The sequence below is a fragment of the Brevibacillus gelatini genome (genome assembly GCF_003710935.1).
GTDB lineage: Bacteria > Bacillota > Bacilli > Brevibacillales > Brevibacillaceae > Brevibacillus > Brevibacillus gelatini.
The window spans coordinates 20094-44595 of record NZ_RHHS01000020.1 but is presented as its reverse complement, the minus strand read 5'-3'; the positions used below and the strand labels follow the sequence as shown (position 1 = coordinate 44595).

General features: G+C 54.7%; 27 protein-coding genes. 21 read left to right on the top strand and 6 right to left on the bottom strand.

Translation table 11 applies throughout. The features are described 5' to 3' along the window. Positions 1-77 precede the first annotated feature (77 nt). From EDM57_RS09250 to EDM57_RS09180, 15 genes are all read left to right on the top strand, one after another. Entirely contained in the window at positions 78-551 is a 474-nt protein-coding gene (locus tag EDM57_RS09250) for a prepilin peptidase (RefSeq protein ID WP_246005776.1), read from the top strand. Between the two features lie 102 nt (positions 552-653). Beyond that, on the top strand, positions 654-1511 hold the full coding sequence (locus EDM57_RS09245) for a CpaB family protein (protein ID WP_122904489.1): 858 nt from the start codon (positions 654-656) through the stop codon (positions 1509-1511). A 3-nt stretch (positions 1512-1514) separates the two neighbouring features. Then, entirely contained in the window at positions 1515-2672 is a 1158-nt protein-coding gene (locus EDM57_RS09240; protein WP_122904488.1) for a CpaE/TadZ family protein, read from the top strand. 12 nt (positions 2673-2684) lie between these two features. Then, positions 2685-4073: a TadA family conjugal transfer-associated ATPase gene (locus EDM57_RS09235; RefSeq protein ID WP_122904487.1), complete on the top strand. Its 1389-nt coding sequence runs from the start codon at positions 2685-2687 to the stop codon at positions 4071-4073. After that, positions 4051-4977 (top strand): type II secretion system F family protein, encoded by a 927-nt coding sequence (locus EDM57_RS09230; RefSeq protein ID WP_122904486.1) that lies wholly within the window; start codon positions 4051-4053, stop codon positions 4975-4977. Before EDM57_RS09235 ends, EDM57_RS09230 begins: the two co-directional genes overlap by 23 nt. A gap of 4 nt (positions 4978-4981) precedes the next feature. Next, positions 4982-5917 (top strand): type II secretion system F family protein, encoded by a 936-nt coding sequence (locus tag EDM57_RS09225; protein WP_122904485.1) that lies wholly within the window; start codon positions 4982-4984, stop codon positions 5915-5917. A 98-nt stretch (positions 5918-6015) separates the two neighbouring features. Next, positions 6016-6240: a hypothetical protein gene (locus EDM57_RS09220; protein WP_122904484.1), complete on the top strand. Its 225-nt coding sequence runs from the start codon at positions 6016-6018 to the stop codon at positions 6238-6240. Between the two features lie 119 nt (positions 6241-6359). Then, positions 6360-7766 (top strand): VWA domain-containing protein, encoded by a 1407-nt coding sequence (locus EDM57_RS09215; RefSeq protein ID WP_122904483.1) that lies wholly within the window; start codon positions 6360-6362, stop codon positions 7764-7766. A 50-nt stretch (positions 7767-7816) separates the two neighbouring features. Next, on the top strand, positions 7817-8851 hold the full coding sequence (locus tag EDM57_RS09210) for a hypothetical protein (protein WP_122904482.1): 1035 nt from the start codon (positions 7817-7819) through the stop codon (positions 8849-8851). 59 nt (positions 8852-8910) lie between these two features. Next, entirely contained in the window at positions 8911-9630 is a 720-nt protein-coding gene (locus EDM57_RS09205) for a hypothetical protein (RefSeq protein WP_122904481.1), read from the top strand. Next, complete coding sequence (locus tag EDM57_RS09200) at positions 9627-9827, top strand: hypothetical protein (RefSeq protein WP_122904480.1); 201 nt, start codon at positions 9627-9629, stop codon at positions 9825-9827. Before EDM57_RS09205 ends, EDM57_RS09200 begins: the two co-directional genes overlap by 4 nt. 40 nt (positions 9828-9867) lie before the next feature. After that, the gene (locus EDM57_RS09195) at positions 9868-10068 is read left to right on the top strand and encodes a hypothetical protein (protein WP_122904479.1); all 201 of its coding nucleotides are present in this window, start codon (positions 9868-9870) and stop codon (positions 10066-10068) included. Then, on the top strand, positions 10055-10546 hold the full coding sequence (locus EDM57_RS09190; RefSeq protein ID WP_246005775.1) for a TadE/TadG family type IV pilus assembly protein: 492 nt from the start codon (positions 10055-10057) through the stop codon (positions 10544-10546). The genes EDM57_RS09195 and EDM57_RS09190 overlap by 14 nt, the downstream gene beginning before the upstream one ends. Further along, a complete protein-coding gene (locus EDM57_RS09185) occupies positions 10547-11218 on the top strand; it encodes a pilus assembly protein TadG-related protein (RefSeq protein WP_122904478.1) in 672 nt (223 codons plus the stop codon). Positions 11219-11273: 55 nt separating this feature from the next. After that, on the top strand, positions 11274-12587 hold the full coding sequence (locus EDM57_RS09180) for a VWA domain-containing protein (protein ID WP_122904477.1): 1314 nt from the start codon (positions 11274-11276) through the stop codon (positions 12585-12587). A gap of 98 nt (positions 12588-12685) precedes the next feature. Here the strand turns inward: EDM57_RS09180 and EDM57_RS09175 are convergent, their stop codons facing one another. After that, the gene (locus tag EDM57_RS09175; RefSeq protein WP_122904476.1) at positions 12686-13279 is read right to left on the bottom strand and encodes a hypothetical protein; all 594 of its coding nucleotides are present in this window, start codon (positions 13277-13279) and stop codon (positions 12686-12688) included. A 291-nt stretch (positions 13280-13570) separates the two neighbouring features. On the opposite strand from EDM57_RS09175, the gene EDM57_RS09170 reads away from it, so the two are divergent. After that, positions 13571-13903, top strand: a complete 333-nt coding sequence (locus EDM57_RS09170; protein WP_122904475.1) for a hypothetical protein — start codon at positions 13571-13573, stop codon at positions 13901-13903. Between the two features lie 174 nt (positions 13904-14077). On the opposite strand, the gene EDM57_RS09165 is transcribed toward EDM57_RS09170, so the two are convergent. The 5 genes from EDM57_RS09165 to EDM57_RS09145 form a co-directional block, all read right to left on the bottom strand. Further along, the gene (locus EDM57_RS09165) at positions 14078-14599 is read right to left on the bottom strand and encodes a DinB family protein (protein ID WP_122904474.1); all 522 of its coding nucleotides are present in this window, start codon (positions 14597-14599) and stop codon (positions 14078-14080) included. 65 nt (positions 14600-14664) lie between these two features. Beyond that, complete coding sequence (locus tag EDM57_RS09160; protein ID WP_122904473.1) at positions 14665-15612, bottom strand: helix-turn-helix transcriptional regulator; 948 nt, start codon at positions 15610-15612, stop codon at positions 14665-14667. A 168-nt stretch (positions 15613-15780) separates the two neighbouring features. Next, positions 15781-16239 (bottom strand): AraC family transcriptional regulator, encoded by a 459-nt coding sequence (locus tag EDM57_RS09155; RefSeq protein WP_122904472.1) that lies wholly within the window; start codon positions 16237-16239, stop codon positions 15781-15783. A gap of 206 nt (positions 16240-16445) precedes the next feature. Then, positions 16446-17561: an aminopeptidase gene (locus EDM57_RS09150; RefSeq protein ID WP_122904471.1), complete on the bottom strand. Its 1116-nt coding sequence runs from the start codon at positions 17559-17561 to the stop codon at positions 16446-16448. 84 nt (positions 17562-17645) lie between these two features. Next, a complete protein-coding gene (locus tag EDM57_RS09145; RefSeq protein WP_122904470.1) occupies positions 17646-18845 on the bottom strand; it encodes an iron-containing alcohol dehydrogenase in 1200 nt (399 codons plus the stop codon). 372 nt (positions 18846-19217) lie between these two features. Here EDM57_RS09145 and purC point away from each other — a divergent pair, with 372 nt between their 5' ends. The 5 genes from purC to purF are packed head-to-tail and all read left to right on the top strand — an operon-like array spanning position 19218 to position 24502. Further along, entirely contained in the window at positions 19218-19937 is a 720-nt protein-coding gene (purC, locus tag EDM57_RS09140; RefSeq protein ID WP_122904469.1) for a phosphoribosylaminoimidazolesuccinocarboxamide synthase, read from the top strand. Next, positions 19930-20178, top strand: a complete 249-nt coding sequence (purS, locus tag EDM57_RS09135) for a phosphoribosylformylglycinamidine synthase subunit PurS (RefSeq protein ID WP_122904468.1) — start codon at positions 19930-19932, stop codon at positions 20176-20178. Before purC ends, purS begins: the two co-directional genes overlap by 8 nt. 4 nt (positions 20179-20182) lie before the next feature. Next, positions 20183-20875 (top strand): phosphoribosylformylglycinamidine synthase subunit PurQ, encoded by a 693-nt coding sequence (gene purQ / locus EDM57_RS09130; protein WP_122904467.1) that lies wholly within the window; start codon positions 20183-20185, stop codon positions 20873-20875. Then, the gene (gene purL, locus EDM57_RS09125; protein WP_122904466.1) at positions 20856-23099 is read left to right on the top strand and encodes a phosphoribosylformylglycinamidine synthase subunit PurL; all 2244 of its coding nucleotides are present in this window, start codon (positions 20856-20858) and stop codon (positions 23097-23099) included. Before purQ ends, purL begins: the two co-directional genes overlap by 20 nt. Further along, on the top strand, positions 23084-24502 hold the full coding sequence (gene purF, locus EDM57_RS09120) for an amidophosphoribosyltransferase (RefSeq protein ID WP_122904465.1): 1419 nt from the start codon (positions 23084-23086) through the stop codon (positions 24500-24502). The genes purL and purF overlap by 16 nt, the downstream gene beginning before the upstream one ends.

Below are 24502 nucleotides of genomic sequence, written 5' to 3'. Positions count from 1 at the left end.
TTTGCGCAACAAAATTATCCAAAAGACCGTCTGTGATGGTGAAATTTTCCTCCGAAAGGAAGATAGGAGGATCGAGCGTGACGACTTGGTATGTCATCATTCCCATTCTTTTTGTAATGGCGGTGGCTGTGTACACAGACCTACGCTACCGACTGATTTACGACTGGCTGACACTGCCCGGGATCGCCTATTTTCTCATCGCGCATGCAGTGCTTCGGCCGGACAACTGGGCGGCGCACGTCCTGGGAGTCGTCGTGCTTGGCGGCTTGTCGCTCGGGATGGCAGTCGTAAGCAATGGGCAGTTGGGGGGTGGCGACATCAAGCTGTTTGCGGTGGTAGGGGCCGCGCTGGGCTGGCAGGCGGGACTAGTTGCAATGGGGCTTGCCTATCTGCTGGCCGGAATCATCATGCTTCCTGTGTGGCTTGTCTACAGGCTGTCGCGGAGGGTGTCGTTTGAACGGGAAATTCCGCTGGCTCCATTCGTTGCGGGGGGAACCGGGCTGTTGCTGGTAATGGTTGTCTATTACCAGACGGTGATTCTTGGGGAATAGTCCGACAATCACAGTGGGTATTTTTACTTATTATGGAATTTTAAGAGCGCTCAGCATGACTTGACATCATCTTAGCTACAGACAAAGAGAGGGAAACTTTTCATGTTGGAATCGAAACGACGGGCAATCATTTTTCTGGTGTTATCCTTTTTGCTTGCGGCGCTGGCTGGTTTTCTGTTTTTGAAAAAAATCAAGGACATGAACGCGCAGCTTGGGGAGATGGTGGAGATTTACGAGGCAAATGTCGACATTCCCTCTCGGGCGTTGATCCAACCCGATCAATTGACCACAAGACAAATTCCGAAAAAGTACGCGGATGACTCGTATGTCGTCGACAAGCTGAGTCTGAAAAATCAGGTAACGGTCGTACCTTTGTCGAAAGGCGACGTCATTACGAAAAATATTTTGAAGCCTGCAAACATCGTCCGCGATCAAAACAACCGCCTGGTTACGGTGTACGCGTCGGGAAACGTCATGTTTGACCAGGAGCTGGAGGCGCTCGACCGTGTCGACATTATCATCTCGACGACGGAGGGTGGCAAGCCTGTAACCAAGGTGTTCATGAAAGACGTGCCTGTCGCCATGGTGGCGAAGTCGGACAACAAGTTCAAGGGCGTGGCGCTGGAGCTGCCGTTTGAGGATGTGCCCAAATTCATCCATCAGCAGCACTACGCCGAGCTGATACGCATCCTGAAAGCAAATGTCGGCAAAGGAGAGCTGGGAATTCCCGACCCGTTTACGACAACCGAGCCGGGCAAGACAGAAACTGCGCCAAAGCCTGCCGAAGCGAAGCCGCAGACGCCTCCAGCCGCTACGCCAGCGGCATCGTCAACAGCGTCGCCAGCCGCTCAGCCAACCGTACAACCCCATACAGCACCGACCAATCCGCAGCAGCCACAAGCGAAACCGCCAACTTCGGGACAGCCGCCAGCCAATCCAGCACCAGAAACCGGAGGGTAAGTCATGAGCAAAGAAGTGAACATTCTTGTAGTCGCCGATCACGATTCGGTCAAGGAAATGCTGACGGAGTTTTTGGCCGGGTATGAGCAGGTACGCTATACGACGTCCAGCGGAGTGAAAAAAGAAATCGACCGGATCGGCCCCGATGTCGTGCTGCTCGTCCAGTCCGAGGAAGGGGCCGGAGTCGAGCTGGTGCAGTACATACAGAGCGAGCTGCCGGAGGGAATCATCATTTTTTTGACGGAAAAGCAAGATTTTGTCCTGCTGCGGGATGTCGTCCGCGCCGGGGCCGTCGAGTACATCGTCATGCCCGACGAGTTGAACTTGCTGACTGATCGGCTCGAAAAAATATCCGAGCTGTTCCAGATTCAGCAACGCAAAAAAGGCGCAGATGCTTCCGGCAAAGCGTTTGTGCGCGGGCGGGGCAAGGTGTACTCGTTTTACAGCGGCAAAGGAGGCAGCGGCTGCACACAGCTTGCCACCGGCTTTGCCCAGTCGCTGAAGCTGGAATCGACGGCCAGCGTGCTGTTGATCGACCTGAACCTGCAGTACGGGGGCGTCGAGACGTTTCTGTCGTTTGACAGCAACCGCACGCTGGGGGACCTGATTCCGGTCATGAACGAGATGAACGAGTTTCACATCCGCAACGTAGCGCAGCGCGAGCCTCATTCCAAGCTGGAAGTGCTGGTCAGCCCGCGTGACGCCGAGATCGCGGAAAACATGTCCGAGGCGTTTGTCACACGTCTGATTCGGGCGAGCCGCCGCAGCTACGACTTTGTCATCATCGACCTGCCGAGCCATATGAACGAGTTGGTGTATGCCGCTCTGTCAGAAGCCGACATGATTTACTACGTGATGAACCTGGATACGCCGTCCGTGCAAATTTATCGACTCGTCGAAGACCTGTTCAGAAGGCTGCGTATTGATACCGAGGGCAGGCTGGAAGTCGTCGTCAACCAGGTCGGCCGGGATAACGAACTGGCCGTGTCCGACCTGAAAGGACTGTTCAACGCTCCGATTACGGCGGAAATCAGGCGAGATCACGCGGGAGTGCAGGCGGCCGTCAATTCCGGCAGGCCGTTGCAAAAAGAGGCGAACGAGAAAAAACTGACTCCCGCGGCAAAAGACATCCGAAAATGGGTCCAGAGCATACTGTCGTGAGGGGGAAGCTAGATGGCTTTATTCAAGCGCAAGCAGGAGCAGAAGACAGCAGAAGCCGAGTCGCCACGGGCGACGCTGGCAGCGACACTTGCGGCTCCCGCCTTCAACCCGTACATTGACGAGCTGGCAGAGCATTACAAGACGCGGCTTTTGCGGGAAACCAATCTGGAGAGACTGACCAGCCTTGGCTCGCAGGAAATGCGGGTGGCGATTGAGCGGCTCGTGTCGCAGTACATGTCGGAAGAAAAAGTAGTGATCCCGCGCAGTGAAAAAGAGCTGCTGCTAACCCGCCTGATTAACGAATCGGTGGGGCTGGGGCCGTTGGAGCCGTTGCTTGCCGACCCGGAGATTACGGAAATTTCAATCAACGGGCACAACACCGTTTACATCGAAAAACGCGGGCGGCTGGAGCTGACCGATCTGAAATTCCGCGACGAAGAACATTTGCGGCACATCGTCGACCGGATCGTGGCGCCGCTCGGCAGGCGGATTGATGAAAGCTCGCCGATGGTCGACGCCCGCTTGAAGGACGGGAGCCGGGTGAATGCGGTCATCCCGCCGATCAGTTTGAACGGAACGTTGGTGTCGATCCGCAAATTCCGCAAAGAGCCGTATTTGATGGAGGATTTGCAGCAATTCGGCTCGTTTGACGAGGCGATGTCACGCTACATCCAGGCAGTCGTGGAAGCGAAAATGAACGTCCTCATCTCTGGCGGAACCGGGAGCGGGAAAACGACGCTGCTCAACGCAGCCGCGCGGGCGATTCCCCACTACGAACGGATTATCACGATTGAGGACTCGGCGGAGCTGAAGCTGACCCATCCGAACTGCGTCGGGCTGGAGGCGCGTCCGCCGAACATGGAGGGAAAAGGCGAAATTACAATCCGCCAGCTTGTGCGCAACTCGCTGCGGATGCGGCCCGACCGGATTATCGTCGGGGAGGTGCGCGGCGCGGAGGCATTCGACATGCTGCAAGCGATGAACACGGGCCATGAAGGCTCGCTCACCACCGTCCACGCCAACTCGCCGCTGGACGCTTTCAACCGTTTGGAAGGGATGGTCGTCATGGCGGGGATGGATTTGCCCTCGGCCATCATCCGCGAGTACATCGTCAGTGCGCTGGACATCATCGTGCAGGTCATGCGGCTGTCGGACGGAACGCGCAAAATCGTCTCGATCTCCGAAGTGGCGAAGGTGGAGGGCAAACGGGTAGAGGTGCAGGAAATTTTCCGCTTTCACCGGACCGGGATCGGCAGCAAAGGCGAAGTGCTCGGCTATTTTACGCCGACCGGAATCATCCCGCGCAGCCTGGAGCGGCTCAACGTTTACGGAATTGATCTGGACGAATCCATGTTTACGCCGAAGGGAGGGAGCAGACGTGAGCCTAGCTATTCTGTTTAGCCTGGCGGTGCTGTTCGGAATTTGGGGCATGTACGAATACCTTGGATACCGCTCGAAGAAAAACGAGTGGAAAAAGAAGGCGGAAGACTGGTACGAGGTAAAAACGCAGCGCAAAAGCTTCATCGTCGTATGGGGCGACCGCTTCGACCAGAAGCCGTACGCCCAGGAAATCGGTAAAAAGCTGAAAAAGGCCAACATTCCACTGACCCCTTCCGAATTTTTTGCGGGCATGCTCGTCGGCACGATGGGGCTCGGCTTTTTCCTGCACAGCGTGGTGGCGATCCCGGCTCCGTACAACTTCATAGCGGGCGGGGCCGCGATATATGTCATCCAGAAAGCCGTCTTTTTTGCGCGGCGCCACAAATATTTGGAGAGATTGAACGATCAGCTCTCGGAGGTGTGCCGTCTGCTCGCCAACTCGCTGCGCGCAGGGCTGACGCTGACCCAGGGGATCGCGATTGTCGCCAAAGAGCTGAACGCTCCGGCCGGAGAAGAGTTCAAGCGAATGTCGCGGGAGCTGGCGCTTGGCGTCAGTTTTGACCGGGCACTGCTGGAGATGGAAAAGCGGATTCCGACGCGCGATTTCCGCATTTTCGCGGCGACGCTGCTCATCCAGCGCAGGGCCGGGGGCAACTTGAGCGAAGTGCTGCAGGAGATGGCCGAGACGATGGAGGAGCGCCGCCTCGTCTCGCAGGAAATCAAGACGATGACCGCCGAGCAGCGCTACGTCTCGTATCTCGTGCCGATCATGCCCGTCGCCCTGGTGCTGATGATGAACATGATTAACAAAGGCTTTATCGATCCGCTGTTTACGCCGATGGGGCTGGTGCTACTCGGACTGTTTTTGATCGGAACGCTTTTGTCCTACATCCTGGTAAAAAAAGTGACCAATATAAAGGTGTGACACGATGGATGCACTCATTATCACCTGCCTGTTTCTGTTTTTATTGTTCTTTGCCATATTTTTAAAGGAATGGTATTTGTTTTCTGTGCAAAAACGTTCGCTGATCGAGCATATGTACGAAGTGACAGGCCATCGGACGTACCATGTGCGCAAGCCGGAAACCGCTTCAGAACGGCTGGTCAAACGGCTGCTGCGCTACGGGGATGACTATGCGGTTCTAGGCCAGCGCTTCAATTTTTTCAGCGAATCGCACGAAGTGGAGGACTGGCTGCTCAAGGCGGGCCGCCCGCTCGATCTGACGGTAGCCCGCTTTCAGGGTGTAAAAATCGTGCTGACGCTGCTCGGCATCATCGTCGGGGCGCTGCTGTTCGTCCTGGGCTTCCCCTTTGCCCAGTTTGGCCTGATTCTGTGGCCGCTGGCCGGCTACTTTTTGCCGATTTTCTGGCTGAAAAAAAAGGCGAGCGAGCGTCAACAGCAAATTCGCTACGATCTGCCTGAATTTCTCGACACCGTCAGCGTGACGCTACAGGCGGGGGTCAGTCTCGATCAGGCCCTGCGCGAAGTCATTCGCTTTTTCAGCGGACCGATCCAGGAAGAGTTCTCGCGCTTCAACCAGGAGATCGACCTTGGCGTGCCGCGGGAAAAAGCGTATGAGCAGCTGCTCAAGCGAAACGACAACCCGGAATTCCAGATGTTGATTAAGGCACTGATCCAGGGGATGCGCCTGGGAGTGCCAATCTCGGTGACATTCAAGGTGCAGGCGGACAACATGCGGCGAATGCGCAAAGAGCTGGTCAAGGAAAAGGCAGCGAAAGCCTCGCCAAAAGTGACGCTGATTACCACGCTCGTCGTCGCGCCAACTGCCATGCTGATGATCGGCGGGCTGATGGTGCTGAACATCCTGGAAAATGCCAAAACGTTTACCGGCATTTTTCAATGAATGAAGAAGCGGACGCCTGAAAGGGAGGTGATGCAGGTAGAGACGTCCGGGAGTTATTTTTGTACCTATTAAAAATATTCCGGTTTGGAGGAAAAACGATGATGACAACCATGATGCAAAAACTGTTTGTAAGAGCAAGCTTTTCCCTGCGCAACCAAAAAGGCGCGCAATCCATCGAATGGATCGCACTGGCTGCGGTTGTTTTGGCGGTGCTTGGCGCTGTCGCAACCTTTTTCAGCAAAGACGAGAATGTGGGTAACGCCGTTTCCAACACGCTGTCGGATGTCATCGAGCACATTGGCGACAAGATCACAGGCAACTAGTGCCGACACGTTTATTCCAGCGGACGGTTAGTGGTGAAAGCAGGTTTTCACCACTACCTTCCCTGCTTCATTTGCCAGGGGAACCACAAGCAGCTCTGACATGACGGAGGTACATACAGATGAAAGCGATCAAGGTACTGATTGCAGCCTGCGGGCTGATGGTCGTCTTGCACGGCTGCTCCAGCGAGGAGCCGTCGAGTACGCAGGAGACGAATGCGCCAGTGGTGGCGCCCGACGAACAGGCTGAGAAGCCGCTCCAACAGGGGCAGAAGCTGTCGCGGGAGGAGCAGATCGCGGCCCTGAAGGCACTGCTTCCGGAAGGGGCCACGAAAATTCCGGAGACGGCCGCCGAGATTGCCAGCTTTCCCATCGGGCGCTATGCCGGAACGAACTTTTCCGAGCATGAACAAGAGCTTCGAGCGTTTCTGAACGATTTGCCTGCGATTGAAAACCCCGATCAGGAAGTAATCGACATGTACTACTTGGCACTGCTCGGGCTGTTCGCCGAGGATTATCCTGATCCGGAACGGCTGATAGAAGACATCAAGATGGCCTCGTTCGGAAGCCCCGACATCGACGATCCACGCTTTCAGTTCAAGGAGCAGTACAACGTGGAGATCATTCTCGACGCGAGCGGCAGCATGGCTGGGCAAATGGACGGCAAAACGAAAATGGATGCGGCCAAGGAAGCGATCAAAGCGTTTGCAGAGGCGTTGCCCAAAGATGCCAATGTCGCCCTGCGCGTATACGGGAACAAAGGGAGCGGTAAAGAGTCCGACAAGGCGCTTTCCTGCAGCAGCAGCGAGTTGGTGTACGAGTTGCAAAAATACGACGCCGGAAAGCTTGCCGCAAGTCTGAACCAATTTCAGCCGACAGGCTGGACTCCGATAGCCTATTCCTTGCAGGAGGCAGAAAAAGACTTGAGCCAGCTTGCTGGGGACAAGAACACAAACCTGATTTTTCTCGTCAGCGACGGAATCGAGACGTGCGGTGGCGATCCGGTGGCAGCAGCCAAACAGTTGGCTGACTCCAACATTACACCTATTTTGAATGTCATCGGTTTTGACGTGGATGGAGAGGGGCAAAAGCAGCTTAAGGCAGTCGCAGAAGCAGCGCGCGGCCGCTATGTGTCTATTCGCGACAAAAAAGGGCTGCAAGATGAATTTTCCAAAGCAAAAGAAATTGCTCTCGAATGGCACAATTGGAAGAGCAAAGAGTCCAGTAAAGCGTACTCCCGGAAAGTCAAGCAGCTCCTAAACAATACGCAATACAAGCTGGAGTGGAATTTTTTGGCCGACGATGAAAAGCGAAACATCGACTGGATGATTCGGCAAATCAAACGGGACAAACGGTTCCCGCTGCAGCTTGCCGAAGGGTTGGGCCGTCTGCAGGATGAGCATAAACGAAACGTGGATAAGCGGGCGGAAGAACTGGAAGATTTGCTCGATTCCCTAACCAAAAAATCTTACAAGGAAACCATTGAAGCCATTTCTGAGCAGTACCGCACCAAGGCGGGCAGTAACTAGCACCGTCGATCAGCGGTTTGCCAGGGATTAATGAAATCGGGGTGAATGCTGTGAATCATCATACAAGACGCACGAACTGGGCTGCGATTGTGGCCCTGTTCATTCTGATGATGAATCTCTTCCCCTTTGCAGCTTTTGTACACGCAGAATCTTTGGCGCCTGGGGACGTGCGTCCGGGCGCAGTCCAGCCGGGAGAGATCAGGCCGGGAAACATTTCGCCAAACAACATACAACCCGGTAATTTTCAGTGGGAAACAGGAGAGATTTCACCAGGTGAGATCGAGCCGGGGAGTCTGGATGCAGGCAACATGCGACCGGGCGGTGTGCAGCCTGGCAACGTCACGCCGGGCAATGTGAATCCGGGTGTTTATCAGCCGGGAAGCGTCAATCCTGGTGATACCCAACCGGGGAATGTCAATCCTGGAGATATGCACCCCGGCAGTTTGACTCCGGGAAATACGCAGCCCGGCAGCGTCACACCGGGCGGCTATTCCGGCAAAGGCGATTCCAAAGCATACGACTATGTCAACTGGTCCATCAATGAGGCGTTCGGCGGCAGCCTTGGGTTGGCGGCTGATCTCGCGGAAGGAAATGTCGATCCGGCCACTTTTGCCACCATGCGCAGCCTGTTCCTCGTCGAGCTGGGCGTCAAGGCAATCGACATCCATCTCAAGGACACTTCCTATGACTGGTTGAGCGGCCTGCCTGTCGACGGCTTTGATGCAGCTTCTGCCGTGATGAATTTCAAGTTCATCAAAGACACAGCCAGCGGCCTGCAAGTGACAGGGCTGGTCAAAGGCTTGAACGTCGCAACGGGCGGGATCGGCCTCGTGTTTGACAGCATCGACACGTTCACGAATTTCCGGGATGCTTTTGATTCAAGCAACAGCAAGGATGAGCGCGTCGACTCTTTTATCGACGGAACCGGCAGCTTCGGCAGTACGCTCATGGATGCCGGGGTCATCGCCGCGATGGTTCCCGGAGGACAGACGGTCGGTCTTGTGCTTGTCTCGGTCGGCGGGGTTCTGTGGGTAGGCAGCAAGCTGACGCGATGGGGGCGCAAGCTGTACAAAAAGTTTGCCTAGCGCAGCGCCTGATGCTGGTGGTGACTGGTCGCCAAAACGTTAGATGGGAATGAGTCAGAGTGAAGCATCCGATCAAAGAAAGCTTCCTGTTTTACACGCGCAACATTGAGTCCATGCTGCTCTTGTCAGCAGTCGTCGTTCTGCCTTTTTTGCTCATTCACAATTTTACCGTCAACTACATCCACTTTATCGCTGTCCTGACAGGCGGGCAGGTGGTGTCAGCCTTTTTCAACCTGTTTTTGCTGCTCGTGTTTTTGACCGTCGTTCAGCTTCCGTTTGCCCAGTATGTGCAAAGCGAGCTTGAGGGGGAGGAGCGGCCGGTTCGCCAGGCGCTGCGCACGTTTTTGGACCACAGCTTTGCTGTGTTTGTCTTCGGAATTATCTACGTGCTTGCCGTGTCGTTTGGCATGCTGCTGTTTGTGGTGCCAGGGGTGGTCATCCTCGTGCTGTTTTACTTGACCCCGTACTTGACTGTCATCAAAAAGCAGCCGGTGCAGCAGTGCTGGAAAAAGGCGTTTGCGCTGGGGAAAAAGCACTTTTTCTCCATCCTTGGCGTCATCCTGTTGATTAGCGCCATCGAGTGGGCCATCAGCGTGATCGGGCTGTTTACGGTTACGTACATTACGACCAGCTTTGGCGCGGTTTTTTTTACGCAGCTGCTCTTGAATGTCATTTTCTTTCCGTTCATGGCGGTGATGCTGACGATGTACACGCACAAATGGCTGAGTGAGTCAGCGAACGCAGAGAGCGTGGATACCGGGAGGAGGGACACGGCTTGACGACAAAAGCAGTGAAAAGGCAGCGGCTCTGGAACAGGATCGCGATTGTTTTGTACGGCGTGCTCCTGCCGCTCTGCTGCCTGCTCATGATCGTGGGGGAGACGATTCCTTATCCGTTGCTGCTTTTCTGGTTTGCGCTGCCCTATATCGAACAGGCTGGCATGGAGTACGCTCGCCGCAAAGATGTAAAGCGGTAAAGCTTGACGCCAGGCGAAAAAGCATGGAGGGGGAAATGACATGTCCAAGCAGGAGAGAAACTGGCAGCGCTTTTGGAATTTCATGCTGCTTTACTTTTACGCCCTGATTGTGCCTGCGACGATCATCGGCGCCATTTACCGGGGAGATTTTCCGATCCAGCTGGTCATTTTGGCGATCGGGCTGCCGTTCATGAAAAAAAATCATCTGGCGTTTCTCCGGAAGAAACATGCGTCTGTTTAACCGTACGCCCAGGCAGTGGGTGATGCTGTGCCCTAGACAGGGGCGCGCCGAAGCGAGGGACGCAGGGAAGCTGGCGCGTGCGCTGTCTGACGAAAAAGGTTCGGTCACGATTGAGTTTCTCGGGATTTTGCCGCTGCTTTTTCTCATCATGCTCGTCTGCTGGCAGTTTTTGATTGGGGTATACGGGGTGATTGCTGCCCAATCGGCTGCCAATGAGGCGGCAAAAGTATACGCCATTACGGGGAGCGAGTCCAGTGCGCTCGCTGCGGCGGAAAAAGTGCTCGCCGGAGCGGGCGGCGGCATCGGCTTCAACAGCGGGGAGTCGTACATCGAGTCGCAAGGTGACGGCTATTTCAAGGTCATGATCGGCGCGAACCTGGAAATCGCCTTTTTGCCGGATATTTTGACGCGGAACATGGATGAAGCTGACAAGACGATTTCGTTTCAGCGTGAGATTACGAGCAGGGTGGTTCACTAGATGAGAGACAGGCTTGCGTTTTTGCGAAATGAACGAGGGAATGTCACGATTTTTACGCTGACCATCTTCATGCTCATCATGCTCGTCCTGTTCATGGCGCTGTTTAACCTCTCGACTGTCTTCGTCGTCAAGGAGCAGGCGGCAAACAGTGCGCAGCAAGCGGCGTTGGCGGCGGTCAAGCCGATTTACGACGAGATGGAAAAGGCGCTGGATCGCTACGATCAATCTCCCATGCGCTTGAAGGACGAAACGTTCATCAAGCCGTTTGTGGATGAGGCGGAGGCTTCCATCCGTGCGAGCCATCCGGACTGGTCAAGGAGCGAGGTGCGGTATGAAGCGATTGACCAGGTGCTGGGAAGCTGGCTGCCGGCAAACGTGGAACTGCTGCTCTATGTGCAGGCAGGTCTGGCACAAGCGGCTCCGCAGCTTCGGGATGTCGTCGTCACGATATTGGAGGCCAATCACGCCACCGTGCGCGGCTCGCAAATTGTCGTCACTTCGGATGAGCGCATCCAGGTGCAGACGTCTGTCCGCTTTCGCTCCACTACGTTTGACTTTTCCTTCATGCCCGATCCAAAGCACGAGGAAGAAGTGTACCAGACGGGGCGGAGCAGACAGATTGGCTTTCTTCATGCCGCAGGGGGCCTTTTTCTTGGCTCTGGCATGCTGTAAAAGCAAAATCGGTTCATCTCGTCAAACATACACACGACAAGGAGGTGCTGACCGTATGCATGGTAAGTACAGGCGCAGGCTTGGCCTGGTAAACAGCTTGATGATCGTCCTGCTGCTGTGCGGCTGCACCCTTGGCGCATCTGGAGCAGGGCCGCGAATCGGCGAGGTGAAATGGCCGCAAAGCACGCAGGAGTTGATCGCGGAGCAGCCCGGGCAGTTGGCGGGGACGCATTTTTACCTCGCCCAACACCCGCATCGGGCTGCCATCTCGGCTATTCTCGACAAAATGCCTACCGTGGTGGACGGGATGGACGAGGCGTATTTGCAACTGTACTGGAAGCAGCTGCTCGATTTGTTTTCCGAGGATTACCTCAGCCCGCAGATGGTTGTGGATCGCTGGAAAATGGCTTCGTTCGGAAGCCCGGACATCGAGGATGCGCGGTTTCAGTTTCGGGAAAATTTTAACGTCGAAATTATTTTGGACGCGAGCGGCAGCATGGCTGGCAAAATTGGCGACAAAACCAAAATGCAGCTGGCCAAGGAAGCGATCAAGGAATTTGCCGAATCACTCCCGGAGGAAGCTAAAATTTCGCTGCGCGTCTATGGACACAAAGGGAGCAGTGGCGATGGGGACAGACAGCTCTCGTGCTCCCGCAGCGATCTGGTCTATCCGCTGCAATCGTACGAGCCGAAGCGGCTGGACGAGGCGCTTGCGCAGTTTGCGCCGACCGGCTGGACGGCAATTGCCCATTCTCTCAAGCTTGCCCAGCAAGATTTGGCGGAGTTTTCCGCAGATAAAAACACGAACGTCATCTACCTGGTCAGCGACGGCATCGAGACGTGTGGCGGCGATCCGGTGGCCGTAGCCAAAGAGCTGTCCCAGTCGAAAATCATGCCGCTTTTAAACGTGATCGGCTTTGACGTGAACGCCGAAGGGCAAAAGCAGCTGAAGGCGATTGCCCAGGCATCGGAAGGCTTGTATGCCAACGTAACGAACCGTGAGCAATTCAAAAGAGAGCTGGAGCGGGCAAAAGAAATCGCCCAGAAGTGGGAGCAGTGGAAACGGGACGCCCTGACGGAAGCAGGCGCGGTGCTGATTGATCGGCGCAAGTGGATCGACGCCTACAACCGGGACTGGTACGACAAAAGCTGGCGGGAGAGCCTGAACCTTGGGACGGCCATCGAGTATTTGGCGGCAAACGGCAAGATCGGCAATCAGGCCAGGGAATATTTTACGAAGCAAAGACAGGCCAGGGAAACGTTGGCCGCACAATCGAAAGAGGAGCTTACCGATTATTTGGTGAACCTGACCAACAAGACGTATCAGGAAATGAAAGAAGAAATCGAGGAAAAATACAGTGGTGGCTAGTGGAAAAGTCCCGTTGCGCAAGAGTGTGTCTGGCAACGGGACTTTTTTGCCAAAAAATAGCCTGGGCGTGGTCGATCCGATCAGTCATATCAGTCATATCAGTCATAGGTGAAAGTGACGACCTGCTTCAATGCCGTATTTACTCCAATCGCGACCGCGTTGTAGCCGTCTGAATAGTAAAAGTAGCGCTTGAGTTCATTGGTTGTCGGCTCCGATGTTCGAACGAGCTGAAAGTTTGCCGTTGCCAGCAAGTTTTGCGAACGCACGAAGTCGGCTGCCGTTTTTTCCAGTTCCGCTTCGGCGATTGTTTTCGTCGCTTTCTCGCCGTCCTTGCCGATCACGTCAATGGAGAGCGAGAGAAGCTGCTTCTTCTTTGGCTCGATAATCGCGTGGTAGGCATAAATATCGCCGCTTTTCGGCTCGCCGCGAAGCAGGGCGTGAACGGGCACTCCTTTGTAGATCGGCTCGCCAGTGGCGGCATCAATCAGTTTGGCAGGGTCTTCCAGCGTAATCTCCCGGTCGGCGGTATCTACGGAAACATGGTAGTATTGACGGACAGCGGCTGCAGCGATTTGCGCCGCTTCTTCTTTTCCCAGTCCCTGCACCTGCTCGGGTGTGCCGGGCTTGGAACAGCCTATGATAATCAACGCCAGGAGCGTCGTTGCGAGTAAAAGGGTTGCCAGTTTTTTCATCAATCAAGCCTCCGTGCCTGTTGCGTAATCCTTTCTTATCCTAACAGGAGACGGGGCGTGGAGAAATCGAATTTCCTTTCCATTACCTTACGAAGTTGTAAGCTTGCTTTAAAAGGCGCTGTCTAGAAAGTCAGTGAAAACGGACAGTGGGACGCCGCGTTTTTGTTGAATGGTAAAAATAGTAAAAAACCATCTTTTCCTGTAGAATGAAAGTAACCACACAAACACAAGTTTTTGCTCCATATGGTTATGACAAAGCTTCAATTGATTCATTGGCAAAGGGGGAAAATCATGGAGACGTTGCCTTCTTGGGTCTGGGGCTTCTATTATGGATTTATTTTGATAGCACTAGTCAGTAGTATTGTGTATCTCATTCGGAAACAGCGCAAGCTTCTCGCAACACTGACCATCGTATCCGCTGTATTTGGACCGATCATCTTCTTTTTACAGTCCTTGCTGCGCGCTTCCGGGACGGAAATAGATAATCTGTGGCATAGTCTTGGTCAAGGGGAGATATGGGCTCTGTTTGTTCTCCTTGCGCTTATGGAAATACTCGTGTGGTTTGTAACGCTTATGAAAGATTTAGTTGGGCAATTGGGGAAAAAGAACAGTCTCAAAACGTAAGGAGCAGTATTTTCTTAAAATGAAAAACGCAAAAAAAGCGCTGGTCAACAGTAAAAAATTCGCCTATCGTTCGTTTGTGACAACTTAACGATAGGCGAATTTGCTTCCTTATGGCGCTCAGCTTTCCTTTCCGCCGACTTACCCGAAGCTCGCTGGCATGTTCGGGTAAAAAAGCTAGCCTTTCAGCCTGTTCAATTGGTGCAGATGGTGGCGATAGTGCATCTCGACTAGCGCAAACCATTCCTTGGCAGCGAGCGGGCCGAAGCCAGGGTGCTCTACTTTGTGTTGGGGCGGGATTTCGTCCAGCGTCGGGGCCAGCTCGCGCATGCGCTCAAGCACTGCCTGCATGCCGTTGACCAGCTCTTCCTTGCTTGCGGGCTGGGCAGGTGTGTATTCGGGCGAGGCAGGAATTTTGATGCGAATCGGCGGGAGAGAGCCTTGGGCAAAAATTCCTTTCCCGATCTCCCCCATCTCGGCACCCGGCATGTTAACTTCCGGACCGCCCGCTTTGCATTTTTCGATGTTGGGGATTTGCATGTGCAAGGCCGTCTGGATCAGGTGCACGTACATTTGCCCCAACGACCACTCGTCCTCGCTCGGCTTTTTGTGCAGTTGCTCCATGCTGAATGCTTCCAGCTCTTGCAAGTAATGAGCAGTTACCTTTTCCAGATTGCGTACGATTTCGACTGGATTCATGAAAAAATCAGCTCCTCTTCATTTGCTTAGCCCTAGCATACAAAAACGCTACTGACAGCAGTATGTCAGTAGCGTTTGAGCATTTTTTCCGCTTCCTCGCGAATTTTTTGGCGCAGCGATTCCGGTTCCAGAACAAAGGCATTGGCCCCGAGTCCCAGTACCCAGGACGATATTTCCTCAAGCTGCCGGACGCGCAGCGTGACCAGCACGCCGTCCGGATGATCGGCCATTTCTTCTATATAAAAGGACTTTGCTTCCAGCACCTGATCGGCTATCGCTGGCGGGATGAGCAAGCGGACTTCGAGTGTGCGGTCATCGGGAGGCTTGTAATCGTCAAACGAAAAGTGCTCCGGCAGGTCAAAGCTGTCTGCGAGCATGGTCAGCCCGCCCATCCGGGACAGGCGGAACCTGCGAATGTCCTGACGCAGATCGCAAAAGGCAAGCAAAGTCCACACGCCCCGCACCAACACAAGCCCGTAGGGAGCCACGTCGCGCACGCTCTCGCGGTTTCCGTCCGCTTCCGGGATGGTTTTGCGATAGCGAAAGCGGACCTTGCGGCGATGCAGGATGGCTTCGTGGAGCAGCTCGGCGTATTGTTTTTCCTGTTCGCGCTGGTTGGCTTCTCCGATGTCGAGCAGGCGGAAGGTCGAGCGAATTCGCTCTACTTCCCGGATAAATTCCGGCGACAGAATCGCTTCGACTTTGCGCTCGACGCCGCGGGCGCTGTGACCGTAATTTTTGCCAAACGCCTGCTCGACCAGGTCTGCGCCAATCAGCAGCGCGACGGCTTCTTCGACCGTAAAGCGAACGGGCGGCAGAAAAAAGCCTTCCATCAGCGAGTAGCCTTGCCCGGGCGAGCCGACGACGGGGACCCCAGCTTCGCTCAGCGCCTGCATATCGCGGTAAATGGTCCGCACACTGGTTTCGAATGTCGCGGCCAAATCTTCCGCGCGCAAGGTGCGCTTGCGCTGAAGCTCCAGCACAATGGCCAGCAGGCGGTCTGATTTGTTCATGGATAGCCCCCATTTCCCCAAAACGTGTCTTATCCTTATTGTATTTTTTGCGTCAAGCGAGCAAAAGCCGGAAATGAACTTTCTGCCGGACGGTCGTCACGCCGCGCCATGTCGTGTCATGCCGGCAACGTTATCCCGCAAGTATTGCCATGCCGCCAGACTGGTCTATCACACTTTAACAGGCACACATATTTCGCAATAAGGATTGGTCGTGAGATCGCCCGTATATTTTTCCAGAATGGGTTTATCGTCCATCGTGTAGCCGTTGCTGTGGAGAGCAGGAAAAATTTCTGTATACGCCCGCTGGATGTCCTCTGCTGTATGCTTCACTTCGAAAACGAGGTAATTCCCGCCGGCAAGCTCGCCTTCGCGGATAGCTGAATCGGCAGCGTTCAACTGGGCATTTTCGGACAGTACGATGCAAGCATCAAAGCGGCAGTGCTCAGGTGCGGTAGTCTGCGGGTTGTCTTGTGGAATGGCAAACAGGATAGCCGAATCCAGAAGCTGGTTCTTCCTCGCCCATTTTTTTAGCTCCTCCATTACTTCCACATTGGCAGGACCGTATGGACCGACTCGCCGCATATACGCAATGCGATAAGGGGGGAACGTTTCGAGTTTGCATTTCATAAAAAGTCGCTTCCTTTCTTCGTAGATTTGGTTGCCGTATTGAATGTAGCATGTTATAAAAAATTTTGCATATTTTTTAAGAATTTTTTGTAAATTTTAAAATGATGATTTTTCAATAGATATGAGAGCATGAAAAAATGGATAGGGTTTCAGATGCTCTCTGAAGCCTATCCATTCTTTGTGCCAGACGTGCTAAACGGTATGCCCTACACCAGATTTTCCGGGTTCAAGCCTTCCAGCTCAGGCAGGACGAAGCGGCCGTCTTTTCTAATCAGCACGTCGTCGAACCAGATTTCGCCGCCGCCGTATTCAGGGCGCTGGATTTGCACCAGATCCCAGTGGACAGAGGAACGGTTTCCGTTGTCTGCTACTGTGTAGGCGTTGCCAGGCGTGAAGTGGAAGCTGCCTGCGATCTTCTCGTCGAACAGGATGTCGAGCATCGGGTGGAGAATGTGCGGGTTGAAGCCGATCGCAAATTCCCCGATGTAGCGAGCGCCTTCGTCCGTGTCGAGAATGTCATTCAGCGCTTTGGTGTTGGAACTGGTCGCTTCCACGATTTTTCCTTGCTTGAAGGTGAACTGCACATCGGTAAAGGACATGCCTCGGTAGTTGGTAGCCGCGTTGTAGTAGATGGTGCCCTCTACAGAGTCGCGGACAGGCGCTGTGTACACTTCACCGTCCGGAATGTTGCGTTTGCCGTCGCATTTCACTGCATTAATGCCTTTGATGGAGAAGCGCAGGTCTGTTTTCGGTCCGATGATGTGGACGCGGTCGGTGCGCTCCATCAGCTCTTTCAGCGGAGTCATGGCTTTGGACATTTTCGCGTAGTCCAGGTTGCACACGGAGAAATAGAAGTCCTCGAAGCCTTCCAGGCTCATGTTGGACAGTTGCGCCATCGATTTGTTCGGGTAGCGCAGGACAACCCAGCGCTTGTTTGGCACGCGTTCATTTGTATGCACAGGCTGGTACAGGATGCGGGAATAGATGCCCATCTTGTCTTCCGGAACGTCAGCGAATTCATTGATGTTCTCGTAAGCGCGGATCGCAATGTACGCGTCCATGTCTTTCATGCGCTCGTATTCGTACTTCGCCATTAAGGCCATGTGTTCTTCACTGGTGCCCTGGTAGAGCGCGCGCAAAATTTCCTGGTCTTTCAGCGTCACGAGCGGCAGAGCGCCGACCGCAAACGATTCGCGGACGAGTGCGCGGACAAGCTCGGGTTGCAGGCCAGTATTTTCAATCAGGACCTTTTCCCCTTTTTGCAGGTTGAGCGAGTAGCGGACGAGACGGCTAGCCAGTTCATTGATCCGTGGATCTGCCATATGTACGACCTCCGTATAGTAAAAATTTTTTTATTAATCGTATTATCGCACAAAAAAGATCCGTCTTGCCAGTATGTTCGACGATTACAAGCACGCTCGATAGATGGCAATGACGTCATCCGCGTTCAGCTTTTTGGCGCTGGCCAGGTAGCCTGCGCCGCGTCCGCCGATGGTAATGGCTTCTTCGGCCATCTTCGGCAAGGCGTCTTCTGTCACGCCGAAGTCGGAAAGCCGCTCGGTGATGCCCATGCTTTTGTACCAGCGCGAAACAGCGGCGATGGTCGCGCGCGCTGCCGCCATCTCGTCCGCTTCGGTGACGCCGAAGCAGTGACGGCCCATGCGCGCCAGCCGTTCCGGACGAAGCGGCAAAATGACCTGCTCGAAGTAAGGAATGGACAAAATCGCCAAACCGCGCCCGTGCGCCATGTCGTAAATTCCGCTCAACGGGTGTTCGATGCCATGCAGAGGCATGCCTGCGCCGCGTCCGGCGTTTGCGAACGGACTGATGCCCAGCGTGCTCGCCCAGAGCAGAGTGGAACGGGCTTCCTCGTGATCCGGCTGGCGAATCGCTGTGAGGGAATGCTCGGCGACAAGCCGGATGAGTGTCTCTGTGATCCCGTCCTGCACGTTTGTTTTGTCTGCGCTGATGAGATAGGTTTCAAACAGATGGGAAAAAATATCTGCGCAAGCTTCCGCCGTGACGCGCGCAGGAACGGTAAAGGTGACGGATGGATCGAGAATGGCGATTTTCGGAAAGAGAGCCGGGCCGTTGATGGAGGATTTTTCATGCGTCTCCCAATGGGTCAGGACGCTGATGTTGTTCGCTTCCGACCCGGTAGCGGCTACCGTAGGCACTGTCAGGAGCGGAAGCGCCTCTTGCACAGGCACGAGCAATTTGCCTGTGCCGCTCGGGTTGCCGCGCATGTAGTCGTAGATGGGACGGCCGGAAAGCGCTGCGGCTGCAATCGCCTTGGCCGCATCCATGACCGAGCCGCCGCCGAGCGCCAGCACGAAGTCGCACTGTTCGTTCCGGGCGAGCGCTGCCCCGGCATCGACCGTAGCCGTGCGCGGATTCGGTTCGATTTTGTCAAAGAGAACAAAGGCTACTTGCGCTTCCTGCAGGAGCGTAATCGCGCGGTCGAGAAGCCCCGTGCGCTTGGCTGCGCTGCCCCCTGTAACGAGAAGCGCCTTGTTGCCGAGAGTTTTCGCTGCCTGGCCCAAACGCGCAAGTTCACCCATGCCGAAGTAGATACGGGTAGGAAAAGATACTTCAAAGGGAAACATCTGCTATTCCTTCTTTCACGTGTAGGTTGTACCAAAGACAGTGTAACACAAAGCTGGCGAAAGAGCCTTTTTGAGCGGGGAGACTTCTGCATTTCAGACCCCGATCAAGCGTAATACCTCTCGCGGGAAAAAAGCATAGTAAAACAGACAAGACGAAACTTGCGCCGCTGCTTCAGAAGCAGCAGGGAAGTAATATGCAAACGAATGTTGGCAAAAACTTGACAGACAATTATGTAATAATTCCCGAACATTTGTCGAAGGCTGTTCACGCTTTTTTCGTTGATAAATGCGTATGTTTATGTTTTAATGTAGTTGAATCGTTCGTGAATTAATCGCAACTCAACCTTTTTATCTGGGAAGGTGACTCCTACAGTGGAAAAACAGGAACAACTCTACGAAGGTAAGGCGAAACGTATTTATCGAACATCTGAGCCTGACCAATACTGGGTAGAGTACAAAGACGACGCAACAGCATTCAACGGAGAGAAGCGGGCGCAAATCACCGGAAAAGGTGAACTGAACAACCGCATTACCGCTATCTTTTTCACCATGCTAAAGGAGAAAGGCATCGACAACCATTTTGTCCGCCTGCTGTCCGCAACCGAGCAGGTTGTCCGCAAAGTGGAGATCATTCCTTTGGAGGTCGTTGTTCGCAATATCGCGGCTGGCTCGCTTGCCAAACGCCTTGGCATGGAAGAAGGCACTGTTCTCCCGCAGCCGGTTGTCGAGTTTTACTACAAGGACGACGCATTGGGCGACCCGTTGGTGAACCCGTCCCATATCAAAGTGTTGGGAATTGCGAGCGAAAGTGACCTGGCTACGCTTGAGCGCATGGGGCTGGCTGTAAACGAGGTTCTCGTACCTTACCTGGCCGAGCGCAACATCACCCTGGTCGATTTCAAACTGGAATTTGGAAGAACACCGGACGGGGAGATTCTCCTCGCCGATGAAATATCCCCGGACACATGCCGTTTCTGGGACTCGCAAACAAAAGAGAAGCTGGACAAAGACCGCTTCCGTCGCGATTTGGGCAATGTAGAAGAAGCGTATCAAGAAATGCTGAAGAGACTGGGAGGAGACGTACATGTTTAAAGCTGTTGTTTATGTAACACTGCGCGAGAGCGTTTTGGACCCGCAAGGCCAGGCTGTAAAAGGGGCGCTGAACACCCTTGGTTTTGACGAAGTAAACAATGCGCGGATCGGAAAGTACATGGAACTGGAACTGAACTCGGCGGACCGTGCGCAGGCAGAAGAGCGTGTACGCGAGATGTGCGAAAAGCTGTTGGCGAATACGGTGGTTGAAGACTATCGCTTTGAAATCGTGGAGGGCTAAGGACATGCGAGTAGCGGTTATCGTCTTTCCAGGCTCCAATGCCGACGTAGATTTGTATAACGCAGTTGAAGACGTCATGGGAGTGCCGGTTGATTACGTATGGCATTCCGCGACTGATCTGTCCGGGTATGACGTGATTCTTTTGCCGGGCGGATTCTCCTATGGAGACTATTTGCGCTGTGGCGCGGTCGCTCGTTTTTCGCCTGTCATGGAGCAGGTGGTCAAGGCGGCGGAGGAAGGCAAGCTGGTCATGGGAATTTGCAACGGATTCCAAATTTTGACAGAAGTAGGGCTGTTGCCAGGAGCACTCTTGCGCAACCGTTCCCTCAAATTTGCCTGCAAGCTGTCCGGCCTGCGCGTAGACAACAACAATACCCCGTTCACCCGCGACTACGCGGCTGGGGAAGAGATTCAGATTCCAATCGCACACGGCGAAGGAAACTACTACTGTGATGAAGAGACGCTTGCGAAGCTTAGAGCAGGCAATCAGATCGTTTTCCGCTACAGCGGCGAGAACCCGAATGGTTCGATTGACGATATTGCAGGCATTTGCAACGAGCGCGGCAATGTGCTCGGCATGATGCCTCACCCTGAGCGTGCTGTCCACAAATGGATGACCTCCGATGACGGACGCCGCATGTTTACCTCGATCCTGAAGACGTGGAGGGAACAAAACAGTGTCACAACTCACGCATAAAGAACCGACCGCAGAACAAATTGCCGATCAGAAGCTCTATCGCGAAATCGGGCTGACTGACGAAGAATACCAACGTGTAGTCAATATTTTGGGACGCCAGCCAAACTGGACAGAGACAGGTCTGTACAGCGTGATGTGGTCTGAGCACTGCTCCTACAAAAACTCCAAGCCTGTCCTGCGCAAGTTCCCGACAAAAGGTCCGCGCGTACTGCAAGGTCCGGGCGAAGGCGCCGGGATCGTGGACATCGGCGACAATCAGGCCGTTGTTTTCAAAATTGAAAGCCACAACCACCCGTCTGCTATCGAGCCGTACCAAGGTGCAGCGACTGGCGTGGGCGGCATTATCCGCGACGTGTTTTCCATGGGTGCGCGTCCAATCGCCCTGCTCAACTCCCTTCGCTTCGGAGAGCTGAACAGCCCGCGCGTCAAATATTTGTTTGAACACGTCGTAGCCGGTATCGCCGGTTACGGAAACTGCATCGGGATTCCTACCGTGGGCGGCGAAGTGAACTTCGACCCGACGTATGAAGGCAACCCGCTCGTCAACGCGATGTGCGTGGGCCTCATCGACCACGAAAAAATTCAAAAAGGGGTAGCCTCCGGTATCGGCAACCCAGTCATCTACGTCGGCGCAAGTACAGGCCGCGACGGGATTCACGGCGCAACGTTTGCATCCGAGGAGCTGACAGAGGAATCGGAGAAAAAACGTCCGGCGGTGCAAGTGGGCGACCCGTTCATGGAAAAACTTTTGCTGGAAGCGTGCCTGGAGCTGATCGACACCGGCATCGTCGTCGGGATTCAGGACATGGGCGCGGCTGGCTTGACCAGCTCCAGCTCCGAGATGGCGTCCAAGGCAGGAAACGGAATCGAGATGAACCTCGACCTCGTGCCACAGCGTGAAGCGGGAATGTCCGCTTACGAAATGATGCTGTCCGAGTCCCAGGAGCGCATGCTCGTCGTCGTGGAAAAAGGCAAGGAAGCAGAAGCAATCGCCATTTTTGACAAATGGGGTTTGGCGTCTGCTGTCGTGGGCAAAGTAACGGATGACAGCAAGCTGCGCCTGCTGCACAAAGGCGAGGTCGTGGCCGAAGTGCCAGTAAACAGCCTGGCTGATGACGCACCTGTCTACCACCGTCCTTCCGCAGTACCTGCCTACTACGAGGCAAACGCAAATGTAGACGTGCTCGCTGCGATCCAGGAGCCAAAAGACTTGAACGAGACGCTGAAAAGCATCCTGGCACAGCCGACTGTAGCCAACAAGGCGTGGGTGTATGAGCAATACGACCACATTGTCCGGGCAAACACAGCGGTCAAGCCTGGCTCTGACGCGGCAGTAGTCATGGTGCGCGGTACGCGCAAGGCGCTCGCCATGACGACAGATTGCAACGGACGCTACGTGTACCTCGATCCAAAAGTGGGCGGCGCTATCGCGGTAGCGGAATCCGCTCGCAACGTGGTCTGCTCCGGTGCCGAGCCGCTGGCGATCACCGACTGCCTCAACTTCGGCAGCCCGGAAAAGCCGGAAGTGTTCTGGCAGTTCGAGAAAGCGTGCGAAGGCATGAGCGAAGCGTGCGTGGCACTCGACGCGCCTGTCATCGGCGGCAACGTATCTTTTTACAACGAACGCAGCGGTGACGCGATCTATCCGACTCCAACCGTCGGCATGGTCGGTCTGATTACCGATGTTGACCATATTACGACGCAAGACTTCAAAAACGAAGGCGACGCGATCATCCTGCTTGGCGAGACATTCGCAGAGCTGGGCGGCAGCGAGTATCAGAAGCTCGCAACGGGCTCCATTTCCGGCCGTCCTCCGCAAATCGATCTGAACAAGGAAGCCGCTGTGCAAAAGCTCGTGCTCACAGCGATCCGCAAAGGCCTGGTCAACTCTGCTCACGACCTGTCCGAAGGCGGTCTGGGCGTGGCTTTGGCAGAGTCTTGCTTCGGCAAAGGCATCGGCGCAAAAGTCGAGCTTAGCTCCGAACTGCGAAGCGATGTACTGCTGTTCAGCGAATCCCAATCCCGCATTTTGCTCAGCGCAAGCCCTGAGCAGGCGGAAGCGATCCTCGCACTGGCAGGTGAGCATGGCGTACCGGCTGAAAAAATCGGTACAATCGGCGGCGATCGTCTGGTAGTGAATGTGAACGGTACTGAAGCGATCAACGCTTCGATTCAAGAGGTGAAAGCAGCCTGGAAGGATGCGATTCCATGTTTGATCGGGTAATCTGGGACAAACTGAACGAAGAATGCGGCGTCTTTGGCATCTACAACCATAAGGAAGCATCCCAATTGACCTATCTCGGTCTGCACGCCCTTCAGCATCGCGGTCAGGAGAGCGCAGGTATCTGCGCCTCCGACGGCGAGAAGTGGTACAAGCATCGCGGAATGGGGCTTGTCTCGGAAGCGTTTGGCAAAGGGGATCTGGAAAAATTCCGCGGTCATATTGCGATCGGCCACACCCGCTATACGACTGCCGGCTCCAGCAAGATTGAAAACGCCCAGCCGCTGTTTTTCCGCTACGCGCAAGGCAGCATGGCTGTTGCGCATAACGGCAACCTCGTCAATGCCGCCGTCCTGCGCAAAGAGCTGGAAGCAAAAGGCTCGATTTTCCAGACGACCAGCGACACCGAGGTAATCGCGCACCTGATCGCACGCTCCGAGCGCCGCGATCTGCCAGGTGCGGTAAAAGACGCGCTGCAGCACATCAAGGGCGCATATGCGCTGCTCGTCATGAACGAGAAGCAGCTCGTGATCGCTCTCGATCCGAACGGTCTGCGTCCGCTGTCCCTTGGCCGACTGGGCGATGCGGTGACGGTCGCCTCCGAAACCTGCGCGTTTGACATCATCGGTGCCGAGTATTGGCGCGACGTGCAGCCAGGGGAAATGATTGTCATCGACCAGGACGGCATCATCGAAACCAAGCATACCGAAACGACACAACGTTCGATCTGTACGTTTGAATACATTTACTTTGCGCGTCCGGACAGCGACATCGACGGCATCAACGTCCACATGGCCCGCAAGCGTCTGGGCAAGCAGCTCGCTTTGGAATCGGCAATTGATGCCGATGTGGTAACGGGCGTGCCGGATTCCAGCATTTCGGCGGCGATCGGCTTTGCGGAAGCGACAGGCATTCCGTACGAGATCGGCCTGATTAAAAACCGTTACGTGGGCCGCACCTTCATCCAGCCGAGCCAGGAGCTGCGCGAGCGCGCGGTATACCTCAAACTGTCGGCGGTTCGCAAGGTGGTCGAAGGCAAGCGCGTCGTCATGATTGACGATTCCATCGTGCGCGGCACGACGAGCAACCGCATTGTCCGCATGCTGCGCGAGGCTGGCGCCAAGGAAGTACACGTGCGCATCAGCTCTCCGCCTGTCATGAACTCGTGCTTTTACGGCATCGACACTTCCACGCGTGACGAACTGATTGCCGCGACCAAATCGGTAGAGGAAATTCGCCAGATCATTGAAGCCGATTCCCTGGCCTTCCTGTCTGTAGAAGGCATGATCGATGCGATTGGCCGCCAGGATTCGGCTCCGAACAAAGGGCATTGTCTCGCCTGCTTTACCGGAGAGTATCCGACCGAGATCGAATTTGAAGAGGCGCTGCCAGCGTCCAAGTGCTAA

Bases quoted from the DNA above. Each gene is read 5' to 3' on its own strand.
- EDM57_RS09245 (WP_122904489.1), top strand. From the start codon at position 654: ATGTTGGAATCGAAACGACGGGCAATCATTTTTCTGGTGTTATCCTTT.
- EDM57_RS09240 (WP_122904488.1), top strand. From the start codon at position 1,515: ATGAGCAAAGAAGTGAACATTCTTGTAGTCGCCGATCACGATTCGGTC.
- EDM57_RS09235 (WP_122904487.1), top strand. From the start codon at position 2,685: ATGGCTTTATTCAAGCGCAAGCAGGAGCAGAAGACAGCAGAAGCCGAG.
- EDM57_RS09225 (WP_122904485.1), top strand. From the start codon at position 4,982: ATGGATGCACTCATTATCACCTGCCTGTTTCTGTTTTTATTGTTCTTT.
- EDM57_RS09220 (WP_122904484.1), top strand. From the start codon at position 6,016: ATGATGACAACCATGATGCAAAAACTGTTTGTAAGAGCAAGCTTTTCC.
- EDM57_RS09215 (WP_122904483.1), top strand. From the start codon at position 6,360: ATGAAAGCGATCAAGGTACTGATTGCAGCCTGCGGGCTGATGGTCGTC.
- EDM57_RS09195 (WP_122904479.1), top strand. From the start codon at position 9,868: ATGTCCAAGCAGGAGAGAAACTGGCAGCGCTTTTGGAATTTCATGCTG.
- EDM57_RS09190 (WP_246005775.1), top strand. From the start codon at position 10,055: ATGCGTCTGTTTAACCGTACGCCCAGGCAGTGGGTGATGCTGTGCCCT.
- EDM57_RS09185 (WP_122904478.1), top strand. From the start codon at position 10,547: ATGAGAGACAGGCTTGCGTTTTTGCGAAATGAACGAGGGAATGTCACG.
- EDM57_RS09180 (WP_122904477.1), top strand. From the start codon at position 11,274: ATGCATGGTAAGTACAGGCGCAGGCTTGGCCTGGTAAACAGCTTGATG.
- EDM57_RS09175 (WP_122904476.1), bottom strand. From the start codon at position 13,279: ATGAAAAAACTGGCAACCCTTTTACTCGCAACGACGCTCCTGGCGTTG.
- EDM57_RS09170 (WP_122904475.1), top strand. From the start codon at position 13,571: ATGGAGACGTTGCCTTCTTGGGTCTGGGGCTTCTATTATGGATTTATT.
- EDM57_RS09165 (WP_122904474.1), bottom strand. From the start codon at position 14,599: ATGAATCCAGTCGAAATCGTACGCAATCTGGAAAAGGTAACTGCTCAT.
- EDM57_RS09160 (WP_122904473.1), bottom strand. From the start codon at position 15,612: ATGAACAAATCAGACCGCCTGCTGGCCATTGTGCTGGAGCTTCAGCGC.
- EDM57_RS09155 (WP_122904472.1), bottom strand. From the start codon at position 16,239: ATGAAATGCAAACTCGAAACGTTCCCCCCTTATCGCATTGCGTATATG.
- EDM57_RS09150 (WP_122904471.1), bottom strand. From the start codon at position 17,561: ATGGCAGATCCACGGATCAATGAACTGGCTAGCCGTCTCGTCCGCTAC.
- EDM57_RS09145 (WP_122904470.1), bottom strand. From the start codon at position 18,845: ATGTTTCCCTTTGAAGTATCTTTTCCTACCCGTATCTACTTCGGCATG.
- purS (WP_122904468.1), top strand. From the start codon at position 19,930: ATGTTTAAAGCTGTTGTTTATGTAACACTGCGCGAGAGCGTTTTGGAC.
- purQ (WP_122904467.1), top strand. From the start codon at position 20,183: ATGCGAGTAGCGGTTATCGTCTTTCCAGGCTCCAATGCCGACGTAGAT.
- purF (WP_122904465.1), top strand. From the start codon at position 23,084: ATGTTTGATCGGGTAATCTGGGACAAACTGAACGAAGAATGCGGCGTC.